This is a genomic window from Pseudomonas sp. B21-028, assembly GCF_024749045.1.
In the GTDB taxonomy this organism is placed as follows: Bacteria; Pseudomonadota; Gammaproteobacteria; order Pseudomonadales; family Pseudomonadaceae; genus Aquipseudomonas.
Map to the genome: position 1 here is coordinate 306,263 of NZ_CP087184.1, position 18,848 is coordinate 325,110.

General features: G+C 62.0%; 17 protein-coding genes. 5 read left to right on the forward strand and 12 right to left on the reverse strand.

Translation table 11 applies throughout. The annotated features are described in order from the left end of the window. Positions 1 to 21 precede the first annotated feature (21 nt). Complete coding sequence (locus tag LOY35_RS01365) at positions 22 to 441, forward strand: acyl-CoA thioesterase (protein ID WP_408981178.1); 420 nt, start codon at positions 22 to 24, stop codon at positions 439 to 441. 66 nt (positions 442 to 507) lie between these two features. On the opposite strand, the gene LOY35_RS01370 is transcribed toward LOY35_RS01365, so the two are convergent. The 4 genes from LOY35_RS01370 to LOY35_RS01385 form a co-directional block, all read right to left on the reverse strand. Then, complete coding sequence (locus tag LOY35_RS01370; RefSeq protein ID WP_258629883.1) at positions 508 to 984, reverse strand: glycine zipper domain-containing protein; 477 nt, start codon at positions 982 to 984, stop codon at positions 508 to 510. Positions 985 to 1,194: 210 nt separating this feature from the next. After that, a complete protein-coding gene (locus LOY35_RS01375) occupies positions 1,195 to 3,543 on the reverse strand; it encodes an FdhF/YdeP family oxidoreductase (RefSeq protein WP_258629884.1) in 2,349 nt (782 codons plus the stop codon). Further along, a complete protein-coding gene (fdhD, locus tag LOY35_RS01380) occupies positions 3,540 to 4,379 on the reverse strand; it encodes a formate dehydrogenase accessory sulfurtransferase FdhD (protein WP_258629886.1) in 840 nt (279 codons plus the stop codon). The genes LOY35_RS01375 and fdhD overlap by 4 nt, the downstream gene beginning before the upstream one ends. 92 nt (positions 4,380 to 4,471) lie before the next feature. Further along, positions 4,472 to 5,359 (reverse strand): LysR family transcriptional regulator, encoded by an 888-nt coding sequence (locus tag LOY35_RS01385; protein WP_258629888.1) that lies wholly within the window; start codon positions 5,357 to 5,359, stop codon positions 4,472 to 4,474. 135 nt (positions 5,360 to 5,494) lie between these two features. Here LOY35_RS01385 and lysM point away from each other — a divergent pair, with 135 nt between their 5' ends. Next, the gene (gene lysM / locus LOY35_RS01390; protein ID WP_258629890.1) at positions 5,495 to 5,944 is read left to right on the forward strand and encodes a peptidoglycan-binding protein LysM; all 450 of its coding nucleotides are present in this window, start codon (positions 5,495 to 5,497) and stop codon (positions 5,942 to 5,944) included. 110 nt (positions 5,945 to 6,054) lie between these two features. Here the strand turns inward: lysM and yrfG are convergent, their stop codons facing one another. Further along, complete coding sequence (gene yrfG / locus LOY35_RS01395; RefSeq protein ID WP_258629892.1) at positions 6,055 to 6,717, reverse strand: GMP/IMP nucleotidase; 663 nt, start codon at positions 6,715 to 6,717, stop codon at positions 6,055 to 6,057. A gap of 88 nt (positions 6,718 to 6,805) precedes the next feature. Between yrfG and nudE the strand changes: the two genes are divergently transcribed. Together nudE and cysQ are read left to right on the forward strand one after the other, a co-directional pair. Next, a complete protein-coding gene (nudE, locus tag LOY35_RS01400; protein WP_041024607.1) occupies positions 6,806 to 7,372 on the forward strand; it encodes an ADP compounds hydrolase NudE in 567 nt (188 codons plus the stop codon). After that, positions 7,369 to 8,196 carry a 3'(2'),5'-bisphosphate nucleotidase CysQ gene (gene cysQ / locus LOY35_RS01405; protein WP_258629893.1) on the forward strand — a complete coding sequence of 276 codons (828 nt, stop codon included), beginning with the start codon at positions 7,369 to 7,371 and terminating at the stop codon, positions 8,194 to 8,196. The genes nudE and cysQ overlap by 4 nt, the downstream gene beginning before the upstream one ends. A 130-nt stretch (positions 8,197 to 8,326) precedes the next feature. Here the strand turns inward: cysQ and LOY35_RS01410 are convergent, their stop codons facing one another. The 7 genes from LOY35_RS01410 to rfbB form a co-directional block, all read right to left on the reverse strand. Further along, on the reverse strand, positions 8,327 to 8,782 hold the full coding sequence (locus LOY35_RS01410) for a thioesterase domain-containing protein (RefSeq protein WP_258629894.1): 456 nt from the start codon (positions 8,780 to 8,782) through the stop codon (positions 8,327 to 8,329). Between the two features lie 37 nt (positions 8,783 to 8,819). Further along, positions 8,820 to 10,211 (reverse strand): sigma-54 dependent transcriptional regulator, encoded by a 1,392-nt coding sequence (locus tag LOY35_RS01415; protein WP_258629896.1) that lies wholly within the window; start codon positions 10,209 to 10,211, stop codon positions 8,820 to 8,822. Further along, on the reverse strand, positions 10,208 to 12,016 hold the full coding sequence (locus tag LOY35_RS01420) for an ATP-binding protein (protein WP_258629897.1): 1,809 nt from the start codon (positions 12,014 to 12,016) through the stop codon (positions 10,208 to 10,210). The genes LOY35_RS01415 and LOY35_RS01420 overlap by 4 nt, the downstream gene beginning before the upstream one ends. 195 nt (positions 12,017 to 12,211) lie before the next feature. Continuing rightward, positions 12,212 to 13,093: a dTDP-4-dehydrorhamnose reductase gene (gene rfbD, locus LOY35_RS01425; RefSeq protein ID WP_258629898.1), complete on the reverse strand. Its 882-nt coding sequence runs from the start codon at positions 13,091 to 13,093 to the stop codon at positions 12,212 to 12,214. Further along, the gene (gene rfbC, locus LOY35_RS01430; protein ID WP_258629899.1) at positions 13,090 to 13,635 is read right to left on the reverse strand and encodes a dTDP-4-dehydrorhamnose 3,5-epimerase; all 546 of its coding nucleotides are present in this window, start codon (positions 13,633 to 13,635) and stop codon (positions 13,090 to 13,092) included. The genes rfbD and rfbC overlap by 4 nt, the downstream gene beginning before the upstream one ends. After that, entirely contained in the window at positions 13,632 to 14,507 is an 876-nt protein-coding gene (gene rfbA, locus LOY35_RS01435; protein ID WP_258629900.1) for a glucose-1-phosphate thymidylyltransferase RfbA, read from the reverse strand. Before rfbA ends, rfbC begins: the two co-directional genes overlap by 4 nt. Continuing rightward, on the reverse strand, positions 14,504 to 15,586 hold the full coding sequence (rfbB, locus tag LOY35_RS01440) for a dTDP-glucose 4,6-dehydratase (RefSeq protein WP_258629905.1): 1,083 nt from the start codon (positions 15,584 to 15,586) through the stop codon (positions 14,504 to 14,506). Before rfbB ends, rfbA begins: the two co-directional genes overlap by 4 nt. A 252-nt stretch (positions 15,587 to 15,838) precedes the next feature. On the opposite strand from rfbB, the gene LOY35_RS01445 reads away from it, so the two are divergent. After that, positions 15,839 to 18,751, forward strand: a complete 2,913-nt coding sequence (locus LOY35_RS01445) for an aminotransferase (RefSeq protein WP_258629910.1) — start codon at positions 15,839 to 15,841, stop codon at positions 18,749 to 18,751. Positions 18,752 to 18,848: the final 97 nt, after the last annotated feature.

Consider the following 18,848-nt stretch of genomic DNA (forward strand, 5'->3'; position numbering starts at 1 on the left):
GACAACCGAAAAGGACCACTGATGCCCCAACGTACCGAATACCCGCATCTGCAAGCCATCACCACGCGCTGGCATGACAACGACGTGTACGGTCACGTCAACAACGTCACCTACTACAGCTTCTTCGATACGGCGGTGAACACTTATCTGATCGACGTCGGCGGCTTGGACATCCAGGGTGGGGAGGTCGTGGCGTTTGTGGTGAGTTCGGCCTGCGACTACTTTGCCTCCATCGCATTCCCCGAGCGAATTGAAGTGGGCCTGCGGGTCGGGAAGTTGGGCAGCAGTTCGGTGCAGTATGAACTGGCTGTGTTCAAGGCGGGCGAGGAAGAGGCCTGCGCGGCGGGGCGCTTTGTACACGTGTTCGTGGACCGGGGGTCGAATCGGCCGGTGGCGATTCCGGATCGGCTGCGTGCGGCCCTGGAACGGTTGGTGGTTTGAAACGAAAAATCGCAGCCTCCGGCAAGCGGTAGGCTGCGATCTTCAGCGGTGGGTATCAGTCAGCTATCAGTCGCGGTAGTGGCGATGATGCTTGCGATGCCCGTAGGCATGGCCGCGACCCGGATGACCGTCACGGTAGTAACGACGGTCACCACGGCGACCTTCATAGCGACGATCATCGTCATCGTCCTTGCCCATGTAGTTACCCAGTGCGCCGCCGGCACCACCGCCTGCTGCTGCACCGATCAGGCTGCCGGTGCTGCCACCGACGCTACGGCCGACCACGTTGCCACCGGCTGCACCCAGCGCGCCGCCGATCGCCGCTTCGCCGCGGCTGTGCTTGTCTGCGCCGACGGCACTACCGCCCGCGCCGCCCAGGGCCGCACCGATGGTCGAACCGGTATTGCCGCCCAGGGACTGGCCGACGACCGAACCCAAAACCCCGCCCAATGCGCCGCCGACACCTGCTTCGGCGGTGCCGCCGGCAGACGCGACGCCACTGATCAGGCCAAGGGACAACAAGAGAATGGAGGAGAACTTCATAGAGGAGCCTCAAAGGGATGACGGCGCGATCCTGAGGCTGGCTTCGCTTGGTGACAATCGAAATCCGACGAGTAACACGACTTGTGCACAATTCTCTAAGTTATTGTTTTTTGGTCGGAACTTAATCTATTTACGCCGGTCTTTAGCTACTTCGGACAGGCCGTTTTCTATGCAAAACGGCCTTTTTTGTGGGCAAATGAAAAGCATCGGTCAGGCCGACTTGGCCAGGATCAACCCATCCTCGCTCGCCGCCTCCAGACGGATTGCCACGAACTTCGAGGTTGGAGTGTCGCTTTCATCGCCAGTGCTTTCCAGTGGCACCAATGGATTTACTTCCGGGTAGTAAGCGGCGGCCTGCCCGGCAGGAATGTCGAACGCCAGCAGGGTAAATCCCTTGACCCGGCGCTCGCGGCCGTCATCCCAGAGCGAGACGATATCGGCTTTCTGCCCTGGCTTGAAGCCCAGGCGAATGATGTCGGCTTCATTGACGAACAGCACGTCACGCTGACCTTTCACGCCACGATAACGGTCGTTGAGGCCGTAGATGGTGGTGTTGTACTGGTCATGGGAGCGCATGGACTGCAGGATCAGGTCTGGCAACTGACCAGTGGCGCGGATGCGCTCATGCACCAGATCAGCCGGTAACCGGTTGGGTTTGAAATTGGCGCGGCCCGACGGGGTACTCCAGCGACGTACGCTGGCGCTGTTGTCCAGGTAGAAGCCGCCGGGGTTGTGCAATTTCTGGTTGAAGTCCTTGAAGCCGGGAATGGTGTCGGCGATCAGGTCGCGGATGCGGTTGTAGTCGGCCACCAGCCAGTTCCAATCCACCGGACGGTCACCCAGGGTGGCGGCGGCCATGCCGGCAATGATCCAGGGCTCGGAACGCATCTGGTTCGACAGGGGTTCCAATTGCCCGCTGGAGGCGTGGACCATGCTGAAAGAGTCTTCCACGGTAACCGCTTGCGAACCGGCCGCTTGCCGGTCGATATCGGTGCGACCCAGGCACGGCAGGATCAACGCTTCCTTCCCATGGGCCAGGTGGCTGCGGTTGAGCTTGGTGCTGATCTGTACGGTCAGGTCGCAGTTGCTCAGGGCCTGGAAAGTCCGATGGCTGTCCGGGGTGGCCTGGGCGAAGTTGCCACCCAGACCGATGAACACTTTCGCCTGGCCCGCGGCCATGGCATGGATCGCCTCGACCACGTTGTGGCCGTTCTCCCGCGGCACCTGGAACTGGAAGCGCCGCTCCAGTGTGTCGAGAAATGCCACGGGTGGGCGTTCGTTGATCCCCATGGTCCGGTCGCCCTGCACGTTGCTGTGGCCACGAACCGGGCACAGGCCTGCGCCAGGCCGACCGATGTTGCCGCGCAGCATCATCAGGTTGGCGATTTCCTGGATGGTCGCCACCGAGTGACGATGTTGGGTGATGCCCATCGCCCAGCACATGATCACGCTCTTGCTGCTGGCGTACATGCGCGCCGCCTGCTCGATCTCCACCAGCGGCAGGCCCGACTGCTCGACGATCTGCTCCCATGAGGTGTCGTCGACCACGGCCAGGTATTCCAGCACGTTGGCACTGTGCTCGTTGAGAAAAGCGTGGTCGAACACGGCGGGAGCGCCGGCTTCTTGCGCTTCACGTTCCCATTGCAACAGAAACTTCGCCATGCCGCGCAAGATGGCCATGTCGCCGCCCAGGGCCGGGCGGAAAAACGCGGTGTTGGTGGGTTTGTTGCCGTTGGTGAGCATCTCGAACGGGTTCTGCGGATGCTGGAAGCGCTCCAGGCCACGTTCCTTGAGTGGATTGATGCAGATCACCTGGGCGCCGCGCTTTACTGCTTCGCGCAGCGGTTCGAGCATTCTTGGGTGGTTGGTCCCCGGGTTCTGGCCCCAGACGAAAATCGCATCGGAATGCTCGAAATCGTCGAAGGTCACCGTGCCCTTGCCCACGCCGATACTTTGGGACATCGCCACGCCGCTGGCTTCGTGGCACATGTTCGAGCAGTCGGGGAAGTTGTTGGTGCCGAAAGCGCGCACGAACAATTGATATAGGTACGCCGCTTCGTTGCTGGCCCGGCCGGAGGTGTAGAACTCGGCCTGGTTCGGGCTGGACAGCCCTTGCAGGTGCTTGCCGATGAGGGCAAACGCCGCTTCCCAGCTGATGGGCTTGTAGCGATCGGTTTTGGCGTCGTAGCTCATCGGCTCGGTCAGGCGGCCCTGGTATTCGAGCCAGTAGTCGCTTTGCTCCAGCAATGAAGTGACGCTGTGCCGGGCGAAGAATGCTCCATCGACACGACGCTTGGTCGCTTCCCAGTTCACTGCCTTGGCGCCGTTTTCGCAGAACTTGACCATGCCGCTTTCCGGCGAGTCGCCCCAGGCGCAGCCCGGGCAGTCGAAGCCGCCGTTCTGGTTGGTCTTGAGCATCATGCGGAGGTTTCTCAGCGCGTTATCGCTGGTCAGCCAGGCCTGGGTAACGCTGATCAACGCCCCCCAACCCCCGGCCGCGCCCTTGTAGGGCTTATAGCGCGGTACGGGTTTCTGGTCGGCTTGTTGGGGCTTGCTCACGCGTGTTTCTCCCTCGTAGGGCTGTAGACCCGCGGCGCACTTTTTTGCGGCAGGTGGATAAGATTGAGGTTGTGTTTACGGGCCCACTGCACGGCAAGGCCAGTGGGAGACGACAGGCTGACCAGCGTCTGGATGCCGGCCCGCAACACCTTCTGGATCAGTTCGAGGCTGCAGCGACTGGTCACGATTGCCACGCCATTGGCCACCGGGATCCGTTGCCGGACCATCGCGCCGATCAGCTTGTCGAGGGCGTTGTGTCGGCCGATGTCTTCGCGGCCCAGCAACAGTTCGCCCTGGTCGTTCATGAACAGCGCCGCGTGTACCGCGCCGCAGTGCTGGCCCAAGGGTTGGAACTGGCCGATGCGCTGGCGCAGGCCATCGAGCCATTGCGCGGGGGGCAGCGGTGCGCCAGGCAGCACTTTCAGGTCCGGTAGCGCCTGTTCCACGGCTTCCACGCCGCACAGCCCGCAGCCACTGGTACCGGCCAGTTGCCGGCGCTGTTGCTTGAGGTTCCAGAAGGCGCGGTTGGCGATGGTCACCTGGGCATACTGTGCAGAGCCGGCGCCGCTCAGTTGCAGGTCATAGATGTCCGACGGATCTTCGATGATGCCGCTGCCGAGGCTGAAACCGACGATGAAATCCTCGAGATCGGTTGGGGTGACCAGCATGACGGCCTGACTGATGCCGTTATAGGCGATCGCCAGCGCCACTTCCTCGGCGAGCTCCGTGCTCTGCGTCTGGGCGTGGTCCAGGTTGCTGTAGTGATAGCTCTGGCTGGCGCTGGGCGCTGGTGTTTGCGCAGCGGGCACCGGACAGGCCGGAGGCTTGGCTTTCATGGCATCACCGACGGTTCGAATAGTGACAAGACTAAATGCGGCAATCTGCCACGTCTAATCGCTATTACCGATCTATCGATAGATGACGTCGATCAAGATGTTACTGTTGATTTCTGATAGAGGGCGAAACAGGCTTCCGCCAACGCCGAGCGCGGGGCACCGCGGCGCATGATCAGCCCCAGTGGGACCAGTGTTTGCGCGTCGACGATGGGCTGCATGCGCAGGTCTTCGGTCAGGACATCCAGGCCGCTGTTCAACGGCATCACCGCGCAACACAGTCCACCATGTACGGCTTGCAGGAGCTGATGCACTGCGTCGGTCTGCAACAGTGGGCGGGGCGCGAGGCTGCGGCTGTGGAAGTTGTGATCGATGGATTGCCGAAAGTGCATGCCGCTGGTGAGCATGCCCAGGGGCAGTTCGATCAGCGCTTGCCAGGTCAGTGGTTGTTCACCGAAGAAGAAAAAGCGCTGGTCGTACAGCAGGCCCATGCGGGTAGGGCTGAACGGCAGGGATTCGAAGCGCTCGTTGTCCAGGCGCTCGAGGTAGGAGACACCCAGGTCGATGCGGTTGCTTGCCAGTTGTTCGAGGATCTGTTCGGAGCTCAGGGACGACAGCTCGAAATGCAGCTCGGGGTGCTCGGCATGCAGGCGTTGCATCAGCGACAGCGGGTCGAAGTCGGACAGCGGCACCACGCCCAGGCGCAGAGTACCGGCCAGATTGCCACGGCAGGCTGCCGCTTCGGCCTGCAGGCCGTCATAGGCCGCCAGCACCGTGCGTGCCCAGGCCAGCACCCGTTCCCCCGGCGCGGTGAAGCCTTCGAAGCGTTGGCCGCGATTGACCAGCGGCAGGTCAAGCTCCTCTTCAAGGCTGCGCAGGCGCATCGACAAGGTCGGTTGGGTGATGTGACAGCGTGCGGCGGCTTGGCCGAAGTGGCGGGTTTCGTCCAGCGCGATGAGAAATTTCAGCTGCTTGATGTCCATCTTCGTTCCAGGGCGCGGGGGGATTTGATTCTAGCGCTTGCGCGTGGCGCGGTCATTGGTCGGCCGGGAACGAGGCTCGTCTCGTTCGGGTCTAGGCTGTTACGTCTGGACATTCAAACCCAGGGAGAGAATACGATGAGCCTTTTCAGTTTTTTGAAAGATGCCGGTGAGAAAATTCTTGATGCGTTGACACCCGACAAGGCCCAGGCCAATGGCGAAGCGCTGACCCGGCACGTGAAGGACGCGCTGACAGGCATTGATACGTCGAAGATCCAGGTGAAAGTCGAGGGCGAAAAAGTCGTAGCCACGGGTGAAGCCGCGAGTCAGGAAGAGAAGGAAAAGATCCTGTTGGCGTTGGGTAATGTGGCCGGTATCAGCGGCGTCGATGACCAGATCACGGTAACCGGTCCGGTCGCGAAGGAGGCCAGATTCGTGACGGTCGAAGCAGGCGACACACTGAGTGCGATTGCCAAGCGGGTCTATGGCGATGCGAACAAGTACATGAAAATCTTCGAGGCCAACAAACCGATGCTCAAGAACCCGGACAAGATCTATCCGGGGCAGTCGTTGCGCATTCCTGAGTAGGCTCGGGACCGCATAGCCCCAATCGCGAGCAGGCTCGCTTCCACAGGGATCGCCGGAAACCGAAGATCCCTTGTGGGAGCGAGCCTGCTCGCGATTGGGCGCAACGCTGTTCAAAGCCCTGCAATCAGATCCCGATAATCCCTCAGCGCCTCAAACTCCCCCGTATCCTTCGGCCCCTTGCGGCTGTCCGGTTCGCTGACGGCCAAAAGGTGTGCCACGCCGAAATCCCGGGCACTGCGCAATACCGGCAGGGTGTCGTCGATGAACAGGCTGCGAGCCGGGTCGAAGTCCAGGTCGGTTTTCAGCGCGTCCCAGAATTGCGGGTTCTCCTTGGGGAAGCCGTAGTCGTGGGAGCTGATCAAGCGCTCGAAATAAGGGGCGAGCTCAATGCGTTCCAGCTTCAGGGACAACGAGTCACGGTGGGCATTGGTGATCATCACCACGCGCTTGCCGGCTCGCTGGATCGCCGCCAGGAAGGTATCGGCATCCGGGCGCAGGGCGATCAGGTGCGCGGTTTCCAGTTTCAGTTCGCGCACCGGCAGCTTCAGCTCTGTGCTCCAGAAGTCCAGGCAATACCATTGCAACTGGCCGGCGTTGCGTTCGAACAACGGTTGCAGCTCCATCTCGGCCATGGCCCGGCTCACGCCATGCAGTTCGGCGTAGCGCTGGGGCAGGTGTTCCATCCAGAAATGGTTGTCGTAATGCAGGTCCAGCAGGGTGCCGTCCATGTCCAGCAGCACCGTGTCGATCTCGTGCCAGGGCAGCAAAGCCATAAAACTTCTCCAGCGGTAATCGGATATCCGCCATAAACAATCAGGATAGGCCGGGTATAGTAGCCTGCTATCGCCCAGGGAGCCGTTTATGCGCCAGAAACCCACCATACTCGATCGACGGATCGTCGCCACCAGCCGCTTGTTTTGCGTGGAGGAACTGAAGCTGCGTTTTTCCAATGGCGTGGAACGCACCTACGAGCGTTTGGCGGGCAAGGGCCCGGGTTACGGCGCGGTGATGATCGTGGCGATGCTCGATGCCGACCACGCGGTGTTGGTGGAAGAGTATTGCGGCGGTACCGACGCCTACGAGCTGTCGCTGCCCAAGGGCCTGATCGAGCCGGGCGAGGACGTGCTGGCGGCGGCCGAGCGTGAGCTCAAGGAAGAGGCCGGTTTTGGCGCGCGTCAATTGGAGCATCTGACCGAGCTGTCGTTGTCTCCCGGCTACATGAGCCAGAAAATCCAGGTGGTGCTGGCGACGGACCTGTACGAAGAACGGCTGGAAGGTGACGAGCCTGAGCCGATGCGCGTTGACAAGGTCAACCTGCGGGAATTGTCGTCCCTGGCGCAGAATCCGCAATTCACCGAGGGCCGTGCCTTGGCGGCGTTGTACCTGGCCCGTGACCTGCTAACCCTGCGCGGAGCGTTCCTGGCATGAATTACCCCCATCCCCTGATGGCCCCGGTGGTCGACCTGGCGCTCAAGGCTGGCGAGGCGATCCTGCCTTTCTGGCGAGCCAATGTGCAGGTTGTCCACAAGGCCGACGAGTCGCCGGTTACCGCTGCGGACATGGCCGCTCACGATGTCATCGTGGCCGGGCTGACGGCACTGGCCCCGGAGATCCCGATCCTTTCCGAAGAGGACGCCGATATCGCCCAGGATGTGCGCGCCGGTTGGCAGCGCTGGTGGTTGGTGGATCCGCTGGATGGGACCAAGGAGTTCATTTCCGGTAGCGAGGAGTTCACCGTCAACATTGCGCTGATCGAGCGGGGACACGTGGTGTTTGGCGTGGTATCGATGCCTACCAACGACCGCTTCTACGTCGGCGGCGCGGGGCTGGGCGCCTGGCGTGGCGACAAGGGGGCCGAGCCTGTGCCGGTCGAGGTGCGTAACGTGCCTGGGCCGGATGAAGCGTTCACCGTGGTCGCCAGTCGCCGTCATACCAGCCCGGAGCAGGAACGTCTCTTGAGCGGTTTGAGCCAGAGCCTGGGGGAGCTGCAGCTCACCAGCATCGGCAGTTCATTGAAGTTTTGCCTGGTGGCCGAAGGCGCGGCGGATTGCTATCCACGATTGGCGCCGACGTCCCAGTGGGACACCGCCGCGGCCCAGGGTGTGCTGGAGGGCGCGGGCGGTGAGGTGTTGGACTTGAGCGGCGAGCGGTTCTGCTATCCGCCGCGGGAATCGCTGCTGAACGCGTCGTTCCTGGCGTTGCCGGCGAAAGCGGCGTGGCGTGAGCAACTGCTGGCGCTCGCCCGTTCCTGAGTCATCTATGCATTGTTTGTGGCGAGGGGATTCATCCCCGCTGGGCTGCGCAGCAGCCCCAAAAAGACAGGGCCGCTGCGCGCCCCAGCGGGGATAAATCCCCTCGCCACAAAGGTGTGTGATAGCCCTGTCAGCGATGCAACACGTACTGCCCCTCGAACCGCACCGCCGCTGCCTCGCTGCCGTCATTCACCACCCGGGTCTGCAGGGTCAACCGCGCCCGTCCGTAACGCTGGTAGGTGGCGAGGAAGCGTTTCCAGACCTTCTCCTCAGGCGCGTCGCAGAGGACCGCCGCGTCGCGGGTGACCGGCAACGGATAGCTGATCTGCCCTTCCTGGATCACGATATGCCCGTCTTCGATGCCTTCCTCGCGCAGGGCAAGATGCAGCCAGCCCCAGCCGCCGAGCACGGCGCCGCAATACAGGCTGCCGCCGAACATGGTGCTCTTGTGGTTGACGTTGGCCTCCAGCGGCAGGAACAGGCGCAGTTGTCGGGCCTGCCAATCGAGCACCTTGAGACCCATGTCGCGGGTCAGCGGGATGTCGTGGTGCAGGATCGATTCCAGGTAACGGCTGTCGCGGTTCATTGCCGGGCCTCTTGCTTGTAAGGAAGACAACGATAACTCAATCGGACTCATCGGCCGCGCCAGGGTTGCTGTCGCCGAAGGTCAGCCCATGCTTGCGCAACTTGTCGTGCAGGGTCTTGCGCGGAATGCCCAGGGCTTCGGCGAGGCTGCGTACCGAGCTGTGGGGACGGGTCAACTCGGCGGCGATGAGGGTTCTCTCGAAATTCTCGACCTGCTCGCTCAGGCCGCCGCTGACGATCTCCACCGGTGCGCCGGGCGTGCCATCCGGCGCGCTGTTGTCCAGGGCCAGCTCCAGGCCCAGGGCGAAGCGTTCGGCGGCGTTCTGCAGCTCCCGGACGTTGCCCGGCCAGCTGTGGCGCAGCAGCAGCGCCCGTTGCGCCGGTTGCAGTTCGTGGGGCGGCAAACCGTGGCGCGTACTGGCTTCGTCGGCGAAGTGCTGGAACAGCATCAGCGCATCCTCGCCTCGTTCGCGCAATGGCGGTATACGCAACGGTGCCACGTTCAGGCGGTAATACAGGTCGGCGCGAAAGCGTCCCTGGTCGGCGGCCTGGCGCAGGTCTTCCTTGGTCGCGGCGATGACGCGGATGTCCAGCGGGATCTGTTGATTGCCGCCCAGGCGCTCTACCACGCGTTCTTGCAACAGCCGCAGCAGCTTGACCTGGACGTCCAGGCTCATGCTTTCGATTTCATCGAGGAACAACGTACCGCCATTGGCGAACTCGAACTTGCCGATGCGACGTTTCTGCGCGCCGGTGAAGGCCCCGGGCTCGTGGCCGAACAGTTCGCTTTCCACCACCGATTCGGCCAGGGCCCCTGCGTTGATCGCCACGAACGGGCCGTTGCGTCGGCCCGAAAGGTCATGCAGTGCACGGGCCACCACTTCCTTGCCGGCGCCGGTTTCTCCGAGGATCAGCACGTCGGCGCGGGTCGCCGCCAATGCGCCGATCTGCTCGCGCAGGCGCAGCATCGATGCGGATTGGCCGACCAGACGGGCGCTGAGTTCATGGCGGTCGCTGAGGGCCAGGCGCAGGCTGCGGTTGTCCAGCACCAGGCGGCGCAGGGCCAGGGCCCGTCGTACGCTGTCGAGCAGATGATCGCTGGGGAAGGGCTTTTCCAGGAAGTCATAGGCACCGGCGCGCATGGCCTGGACCGCCAGCGGCACATCGCCGTGACCGGTGATCAGCAGCACCGGCAGTTCCGGGTCCAGGGCGTGGAGTTGATTCAGCAATTCGATGCCGTCGATGCCCGGCATGCGAATGTCGCTGACCACCACGCCCGGCCAGTCCCGCGGCAGTTGTCCGGCGAGGCCCCTGGCTTCGGCCAGGGACAGGATGTTCAGGCCAGCCAGGTCGAGGGTCTGGCTCAGGGCCTGACGCAGGTGGGGATCGTCATCGATCAGCACCACCTCAATCCGGTTATCGATGGTCATACGCTACGGTCCTCGGACGGTTGCAAGCTTACCCCAGGCGCGCCGGCGCGCAGTTTGAGGGTGATCAGGGCGCCGCCCTCCTTGTGGTTGGCGAACGACAGTTCGCCGCCGAAGGCGCGCATCAGGGTGTCGCAGATCGCCAGCCCCAGGCCCAGGCCCTGGGTACGGGTCTTGGTGGTGTAGAAGGGTTCGCTGGCGCGGCCGAGGGCTTCCATGCAAAAGCCCGGGCCGTTATCGCGGATGTACAGGTTGACGCCGGTTTCGGTGGCCTGGGCACTGAGCCAGAGTTTGCGCGGAGGCCCTTTTTCGGTCAGGGCGTCGAGGGCATTGGCCAGCAGGTTGCCGAGCACCTGGCGCAAGCGGGTTTCGCCGGCCTCGACCCACAGCGTGGCGGCCGGCAGGTCGCGGATCAGCTCCACTTCCATGCTGCGCCGGCGTTTGGCGAGCAGCGCCAGGGCATCGTCCAGGGCCGGTTGCAGGGCAACGCTTTCCGGCGCATGACGGTCGCGGCGGGCGAAAGCCCGCAGGTGAGCGATGATCGACGCCATGCGTCCGGTCAGTTCATTGATCAGTTTGAGGTTGCCCCTGGCGTCCTCGGTGCGCTGATGGTCGAGCAATATTTCGGCGTTTTCCGCGTAGCTGCGAATCGCTGCCAGCGGCTGGTTGAGTTCATGGCTGATGCTGGCCGACATGGTGCCCAAAGCCGACAGCTTGCCGGCCTGCACCAAGTCATCCTGGGCGCGGACAAGCTCCTGTTGCGCCTGCTCGCGCTCCAGAACCTCCTGCTTCAGCCGTCGGTTCAGGCCTTCCAGATCGCTGGTGCGCTCGGCCACCCGGCCCTCCAGCTCGTGGCGCGCCTTGCCTTCGAAGGCGATCCGGTCCAGGTAATGCCGCCTGCGCTGCATCATCAAGCCGAGCAACAGCATCAAGACCAGCAACGCTGCGCCACCGACGGCGACGACGGTGCGCACAGGGCGGTCGATCAGGGTACGTGGAGCGAGGATGCTCACGCTCCATCCCGTTTCATCGATGGTCTGGGTTTGGGTCAGCCAAGCCTGTGGATCCAGGTTCAGCGGTTTCGGATCGCGGGTCGGATAGGGTTGCACGGCACTGATTGCGTTGTGTTCCTCATCGCTTAATGGGCGGGTCGAGCGGAATCGCCATTCCTGCCGTGAGGTCAGGATGACCACCCCATTGTGATCGGTCACCAGCAATTGCTCCGGGGTTTTCCCCCACAGGCTCTCGGTGTGGTCCAGGTCGACCTTGACCACCAGCACACCGATGACGCGGTCGCGCTCACGTACGGCGGCGGCGAAGAAATAGCCACGCTTGGCCGACGTGGTGCCCAAGCCGAAGAAGCGCCCCAGGCGTCCGGCCATGGCCTCGATGTAGTATGGCCGGAAGGCGAAGTTGCGCCCGACGAAACTGTCGTGCTTGTCCCAGTTCGAGGCCGCCAGCGTCTTGCCGGTGGCGTCCATCAGGTACATCACCTCGGCGCCGGTCTGGGTGCTGATTTTCTTCAGCAACTGGTTGGCATTGCTTTGGATGAATTCATCATTCGGGGCGGATAGCGTCGCGCGCAGTGCTGGCAGGTCGCCGAGAATTTGCGGCAAGACTTCATAGCGGTGCAGCGTGCCCAACAGGTTGGCGACGTAAAGGTCCAGGGTCTGGCGATTCTGCCCGGCCAGTTCACTGCGGTAATAGCGCTCGGCCAGATGTTCCAGCGGCCATAGCAACGGCGCCAGGCACAGTGCAAGCAAGGCCAGGCTGCGCCAACGGGGTCTGCGGGGAAGGGTGGAGTTCATGAGCGTGCGCCTGTAGGAACAAGCGCATTATGCCTAGTGTCCTGTCTCGGAAATACGTTCTTTTTTGGCGAGTGGCTTGGGTGTTCGGCCAAGGCGCCGCGACGAGTCATAGCAGGGCTATGGCGAGGAGTGGCAACGCCGGCCGGGCACCCAAGACGCCGCCAAAAATGAACAGCTTATTTCCGAGACAGGACACTAGTGTCGCTCGGCAAGACACTGCTGCAACGCGCTTCGCCAGTCTGGCTGGCTCACTCCCCATTCCCGGAGCAGACGTGTGCAATCCAGGCGCGAGTTCAGCGGGCGTGGAGCCGGCGTCGGGTAGTCGCTGGACGGGATAGGCTCAATGACCGCACAAGGCATGTGCTGCTTGACCAACTGTTCACCGATGGCCTGGGCAAAACCGAACCAGGATGTCTCGCCTTGGGCCGTCAGGTGATAGGTGCCCCAGGCGCCGCACCGACCCGTCATCCAGTGCTCGATAAGCCTGGCGGTACTGTCGGCAATGGTTCCAGCCCAGGTCGGTGCTCCGATCTGGTCGGCGACCACCCGCAGGTTTGGTTTTTCCTGGAGCAGACGCTGCATGGTCAGGAGAAAGTTGCGGCCTTCGGTCGAATACACCCAACTGGTGCGCAATATCAGGTGCTGGCCACCGGCTTGGCGAATGGCATCCTCGCCGGCCAGTTTGCTGCGTCCATAGACGCTCAGCGGGTTGGGTGTGTCGTCTTCTGAGTAGGGCTCTGGCTTGCGGCCATCGAAGACATAATCGGTGGAGTAGTGAATCAGCGGGACGCCCAGCTCATTTGCTGCGAGGGCCAGGATCCCCGGTGCGGTGGCGTTGATGGCAAAGGCCAGTTCCGGCTCGCTCTCGGCCTGGTCGACGGCCGTGTGCGCGGCGGCGTTGATGATCAGGTCGGGATGCAGGGCATCTATGCGGGAGCGCAGCTGATCCGGGCGCGCCAGGTCAAGCTGATCGCTGCCGCGCACGATCAGCTCGCCGGTGTCGGCCAGGCGCGATTGGAGTGCCCGGGACACCTGGCCGTTCTTGCCGATGACCAGGATTCGCAAGGGCTCACTCATGGGAATAGGTCGGCTTCATGCAGGAACTTACCGTTCTGGTCCTTGGACGAGAGGGTGGGCGTGCCCTCCAACTCCCAGTCGATAGCCAGGTCCGGATCGTCCCAGCGGATGCAGCGCTCGGCCGCGGGCGCGTAGTAATCCGTGGTTTTATAGAGAAAATCCGCTGACTCGCTCAGTACCATGAAACCGTGGGCGAAGCCTGGCGGAATCCACAGCTGCCGCTGGTTCTGCGCCGACAGGCGCACGCTCTCCCACTGGCCAAAAGTGGGTGAGCTACGGCGAATGTCCACAGCCACGTCCAGTACTTCGCCGGCGATGACACGCACGAGCTTTCCCTGGGCCTGTTCGATCTGATAATGCAGGCCGCGCAGCACACCCTTGGCCGAGCGCGAATGGTTGTCCTGGACAAACTGCAGGTCACAGCCAGTGGCTTCGGCGAACGCCCGGGCATTGAAACTTTCGTAGAAAAAGCCGCGGTCGTCACCGAAGACTTTCGGCTCGATGATCAGGACGTCCGGCAATCGGGTGGCGATGACGTTCAACGTGATTCTCCGGCGACCTTGAACAGGTACTGTCCGTAGCCGGTCTTGCCGAAGTACTCGGCGCGCTCAAGGATGTGCTCGCGGCTGACCCAGCCCTGTTGGTAGGCAATTTCTTCCAGGCACGCCACTTTCAGGCCTTGGCGATGCTCGATGGTCTGCACGTATTGCGAGGCTTCCAGCAGACTGTCGTGGGTGCCGGTGTCCAGCCAGGCGAAACCGCGACCGAATCGCTCGACATGCAGGTCGCCACGTTGCAGATAGACGTTGTTGACGTCGGTGATTTCCAGTTCACCGCGTTTGGACGGTTTTATCGCCTTGGCGATCTGGATCACGTCGTTATCGTAGAAATACAGGCCGGTGACTGCATAGCTGGATTTGGGCTCGACGGGTTTTTCTTCAATGGAAAGGGCATGGCCGTCAGCATCGAAATCGATCACACCAAAACGCTCGGGATCCTTGACCCAATAGCCGAATACGGTCGCCCCCCGCTGTCGATTGACGGCGGTTTGCAGCTGTTCGCCGAAGTGCTGTCCATGGAAAATGTTGTCACCCAGGATCAGGCACACCGGATCGCTGCCAATGAATTGTTCGCCGATCAGGAATGCTTGTGCCAAGCCGTCTGGTGAGGGCTGTTCGGCATAACTGATCTGCACGCCGAATTGGCTGCCACTGCCTAGCAGGTTGCGATATTGCGGCAGATCCTGTGGTGTGGAGATCACCAGGATGTCCTTGATACCCGCAAGCATCAGTACCGAGATCGGGTAGTAGATCATCGGTTTGTCGTAAACCGGCAGCAGTTGCTTGGAAACCCCTAGGGTAATCGGGTGCAGCCGTGTGCCGGAACCACCGGCCAGAACAATGCCCTTCATCATGCAATCGATTCCTTTTCGTCGAGCGAGCCGAGGCGCTCGCCCTGATAGCTGCCGTCCTGGACACGTCGGCACCATTGGAGGTTTTCAAGATACCACTGCACGGTTTTGCGCAGGCCCGTGTCGAAGGTTTCCCTGGGCGTCCAGCCCAGCTCCCGCTCGATCTTGCCAGCGTCGATGGCATAGCGCAGGTCGTGGCCGGGGCGATCTCTGACGAAGGTGATCAGGTCGACATAGCGCTCGATCCCTTCGGGCTTGTTGGGCGCCAGTTCTTCGAGCAACGCGCAGATGCTGCGTACGACATCGATGTTTTTCTGTTCATTGTGGCCGCCAATATTGTAGGTCTCGCCGACCACGCCTTCGGTGACGACTTTCAGCAATGCCTGGGCATGGTCTTCGACATACAACCAATCCCGCACCTGTTGCCCGTCGCCGTACACCGGCAATGGCTTACCGGCCAAGGCGTTGAGGATCACCAGCGGAATCAGCTTTTCAGGGAAGTGGAACGGCCCATAGTTGTTGGAACAATTCGTCAGCAGCACGGGCAAGCCGTAGGTGCGCTGCCAGGCACGGACCAGATGGTCGGACGCCGCCTTGCTGGCGGAATAAGGGGAGCTGGGTGCGTACGCAGTGGTTTCGGTGAACAGGTCATCCACGCCGTGCAGGTCACCGTACACTTCGTCAGTGGAGATATGGTGGAAACGAAACGCCTGTTTCTGCGGTTCCGGCAGGGCCTGCCAGTAGGCACGGGTAGCTTCCAGAAGGCTGTAGGTGCCCACGATATTGGTCTGGATGAAGTCCGCCGGGCCATCAATGGAGCGATCCACATGGGACTCCGCTGCCAGATGCATGATCGCATCGGGCTTGAACCGCGCCAGCACTGCACTGACGGTGGCTTGATCGACGATATCGGCTTGTACGAACTCATAACGACTGTCGTGATCGACGCTGCTCAGCGATTCGAGATTGCCAGCGTACGTCAACTTATCGAGGTTCAGGAGCTGGTGTTCGGTATCAAGGATCAAATGCCGTACGAGGGCCGAGCCGATGAAACCGGCACCGCCAGTGATGAGAATGCGCATCCGGTTAAGCCTTTTTTCCATGAGACGACAAAATATGGAGCATAGCTTGTCGGCATGCGGATGACGGTGCAAGCGGGATATTCGGGGATGTCCCCGAATCGGCAGGTCAACCCAGGATGAGGATACTGGCCAAAGGCATCCGTCAGTCCGCAGAAGACGTGCAAATGTCCTCTTCCAACAAAGAGGGGTTGCTTATTCTTCGGCTCAATGGCGTGATAGGTGTTCAATAAAAACTACATCAGGGGTCGTTGTATGCCACTCGCTACGTTGGTTCATCGTGCCAGTTTGCCCAGTCCACAGATCAGCGCCGAGCAGGCGTTGGTGCTGCTGCGCTTGAACTACGGCCTCAGCGGCGACTTGCGACCCCTTGGCAGCCAGCAAGATCTCAACTACCGGGTCGACAGCGATCGCGGGCGATTTGTGTTGAAAATTTGCCATGGTGACTACGCTGTCCAAGAGCTCCAGGCCCAACATGCGGCGCTCGGGCAACTGGCCAGCCACGGCACGGTAAAAGTGCCACGGGTGATCGTGGCCAGTAACGGCCAGGACCTGTTGACGCTCGACGTTGACGGACAGGCGGTTCACGTAAGGTTGCTGGAATACATCGACGGCCAGCCCCTGACCCAACTCAAGCATCTGGGCCTGGAGCTGGTGAGTGGCCTGGGGCGCTTGTGTGCGGAAGTCGACCTGGTCCTGGCCGCATTCGACCATCCGGGCCTGGAGCGTACCCTGCAATGGGATGCCCGCCATGCCGATGCGCTGATCGGCCATCTGCTGCCGGTCATCCGGGACGATCAACGACGCGGCCTGGTCGCCGAGGTTGCGCAACAGGCCGAGCGCCGCCTGCATCCGCTCAAGTCCCATCTGCCGGTGCAAGCCATCCACATGGACCTGACCGATGACAATGTCGTCTGGCAGCGCGATGCCCAGCGACAGTGGCAATTGCAAGGCGTCATCGATTTTGGCGACCTGGTCCGCACCTGGCGCATCACCGAGCTGTCGGTGACTTGTGCGGCGTTGTTGCATCACGCCAATGGCGATCCGTTCTTCATCCTGCCGGCGATCCAGGCTTATCACGCGACGAACCCGTTGCAGCGTGAGGAGCTGCTGGCGCTCTGGCCGCTGATTGTGGCGCGTGCCGCCGTGCTGGTGCTCAGTGGCGAACAACAGGTGTCCATCGACCCGGACAACGCCTACAGCCGCGCCAATCTGGAGCACGAATGGGAAATCTTCCGGGTTGCCCACTCGGTGCCGTTCGAACTGATGGAGGCGGCAATCCTGAGCGCCGTGGGCCAGAGCCTGCCACCGATCGCCAGCGAAGGCTTCGTACCGCTGTTGCCGACCCTGGTCGGCCGTGAGTTCGCTCTGATCGACCTGGGGGTGCTGAGCCCGCATTTCGAGGCCGGCAACTGGGAGCGGCCAGGTATCGATCAGCGTCTGCTGAGCGAGGCCGCCGCCGTTCACGGATTGGCCGCCAGTCGTTACGGCCAATACCGGTTGTCACGCACCCGGCCGGACAGTGCCGTGGAGCCTGATACCTGCCCGCTGCATGTGGAGCTGCATGTACCTCACGGCACGCCGCTCGAGTCGCCGTTCGCCGGGGTATTGCACAAGACCGCCGACGGTATGCTGCAACTGGACAGTTCGCAGTTGAGCATTCGGCTGTGGGGCGTGTCGTCGCCGCTGCATGCCGGGGCCGCGCTGGTCAAGGGACAGGTTTTGGGCGAAGTGGCTGGCCCGTTGCGGGTGCAGCTATGCCGGGGCGCGCACCTGAATCCTCCGTTGTTCTGTACCCCGTCCGCAGCCCCGGCCTGGCAGGCATTGTGTCCTTCACCGGCGGTATTGCTCGGGCTGGCTTGTGATGCCGAGGAGGAAGTCGACGCCAAGACATTGCTGGCCCGTCGCGATGCGAGCTTCGCCCGTACCCAGAAACATTATTACGTCGACCCGCCGCGTATCGAGCGTGGCTGGCGCAACCACCTGATCGACATGCAGGGGCGCTCCTACCTCGACATGCTCAATAACGTCGCGGTGTTGGGGCACGGTCATCCACGCATGGCGGCCGTGGCTGCCCGGCAGTGGTCGTTGCTCAATACCAACTCCCGTTTCCACTACGCGGCGATTGCCGAATTTTCCGAACGGTTATTGTCACTGGCGCCGTCAAACATGGATCGGGTGTTCCTGGTCAACAGCGGCACCGAGGCCAACGACCTGGCGATCCGCCTGGCCTGGGCCTACAGCGGCGGGCGGGACATGCTCAGTGTGCTGGAGGCCTACCACGGTTGGTCGGTGGCGGCGGATGCGGTCTCGACGTCCATCGCCGACAACCCCAAGGCCTTGAGCAGCCGTCCGGACTGGGTGCACCCGGTGACCGCGCCCAATACTTATCGCGGTGAATTCCGTGGCCCCGACAGCGCGCCGGACTATGTGCGCAGTGTCGAGCACAACCTGGCGAAAATTGCCGAGCAGAAACGCCAACTCGCCGGTTTCATCTGCGAACCGGTTTACGGCAATGCCGGCGGTATCGCACTGCCACCTGGTTATTTGAAACAGGTCTATGGGCTGGTGCGCGAACGCGGCGGCGTGTGTATCGCTGATGAAGTGCAAGTTGGCTACGGGCGCATGGGCGAGTTTTTCTGGGGCTTCGAAGAGCAAGGCGTGGTGCCGGATATCATCACCATGGCCAAGGGCATGGGGAACGGCCAGCCGCTGGGCGCGGTCATCACCCGCCGGGAAATCGCCGAGGCGTTGGAAGCCGAGGGTTATTTCTTCTCGTCGTCCGGCGGCAGCCCGGTCAGTTGCCAGATCGGCATCGCGGTGCTGGATGTCATGGAGGAAGAAGGGCTCTGGGAAAACGCCCGGGTGGTAGGCGGTCATTTCAAGGCACGGCTGCAAGCCTTGATGGACCGATACCCATTGGTCGGCGCGGTGCACGGTTCCGGGTTCTATCTGGGCCTGGAGTTGGTCCGTAATCGCGACACACTGGAGCCCGCCACCGAAGAAACCGCGACGCTGTGCAACCGTCTTCGGGAGCTGGGCATCTTCATGCAGCCCACTGGCGACTATCTGAACATCCTCAAAATCAAGCCACCGATGATGACGACGCGTCAAAGCGTGGATTTCTTCGTCGATATGCTTTCAAAGGTGCTGGACGAAGGACTCTGACCCGAGGCTGATGTTTTCCTGGAGACTCGATTCTCCATTTGATCGCGAATATTTCGATTTTTATCGGTGATATTCGCGATTTTTTTTGCCTAAAATA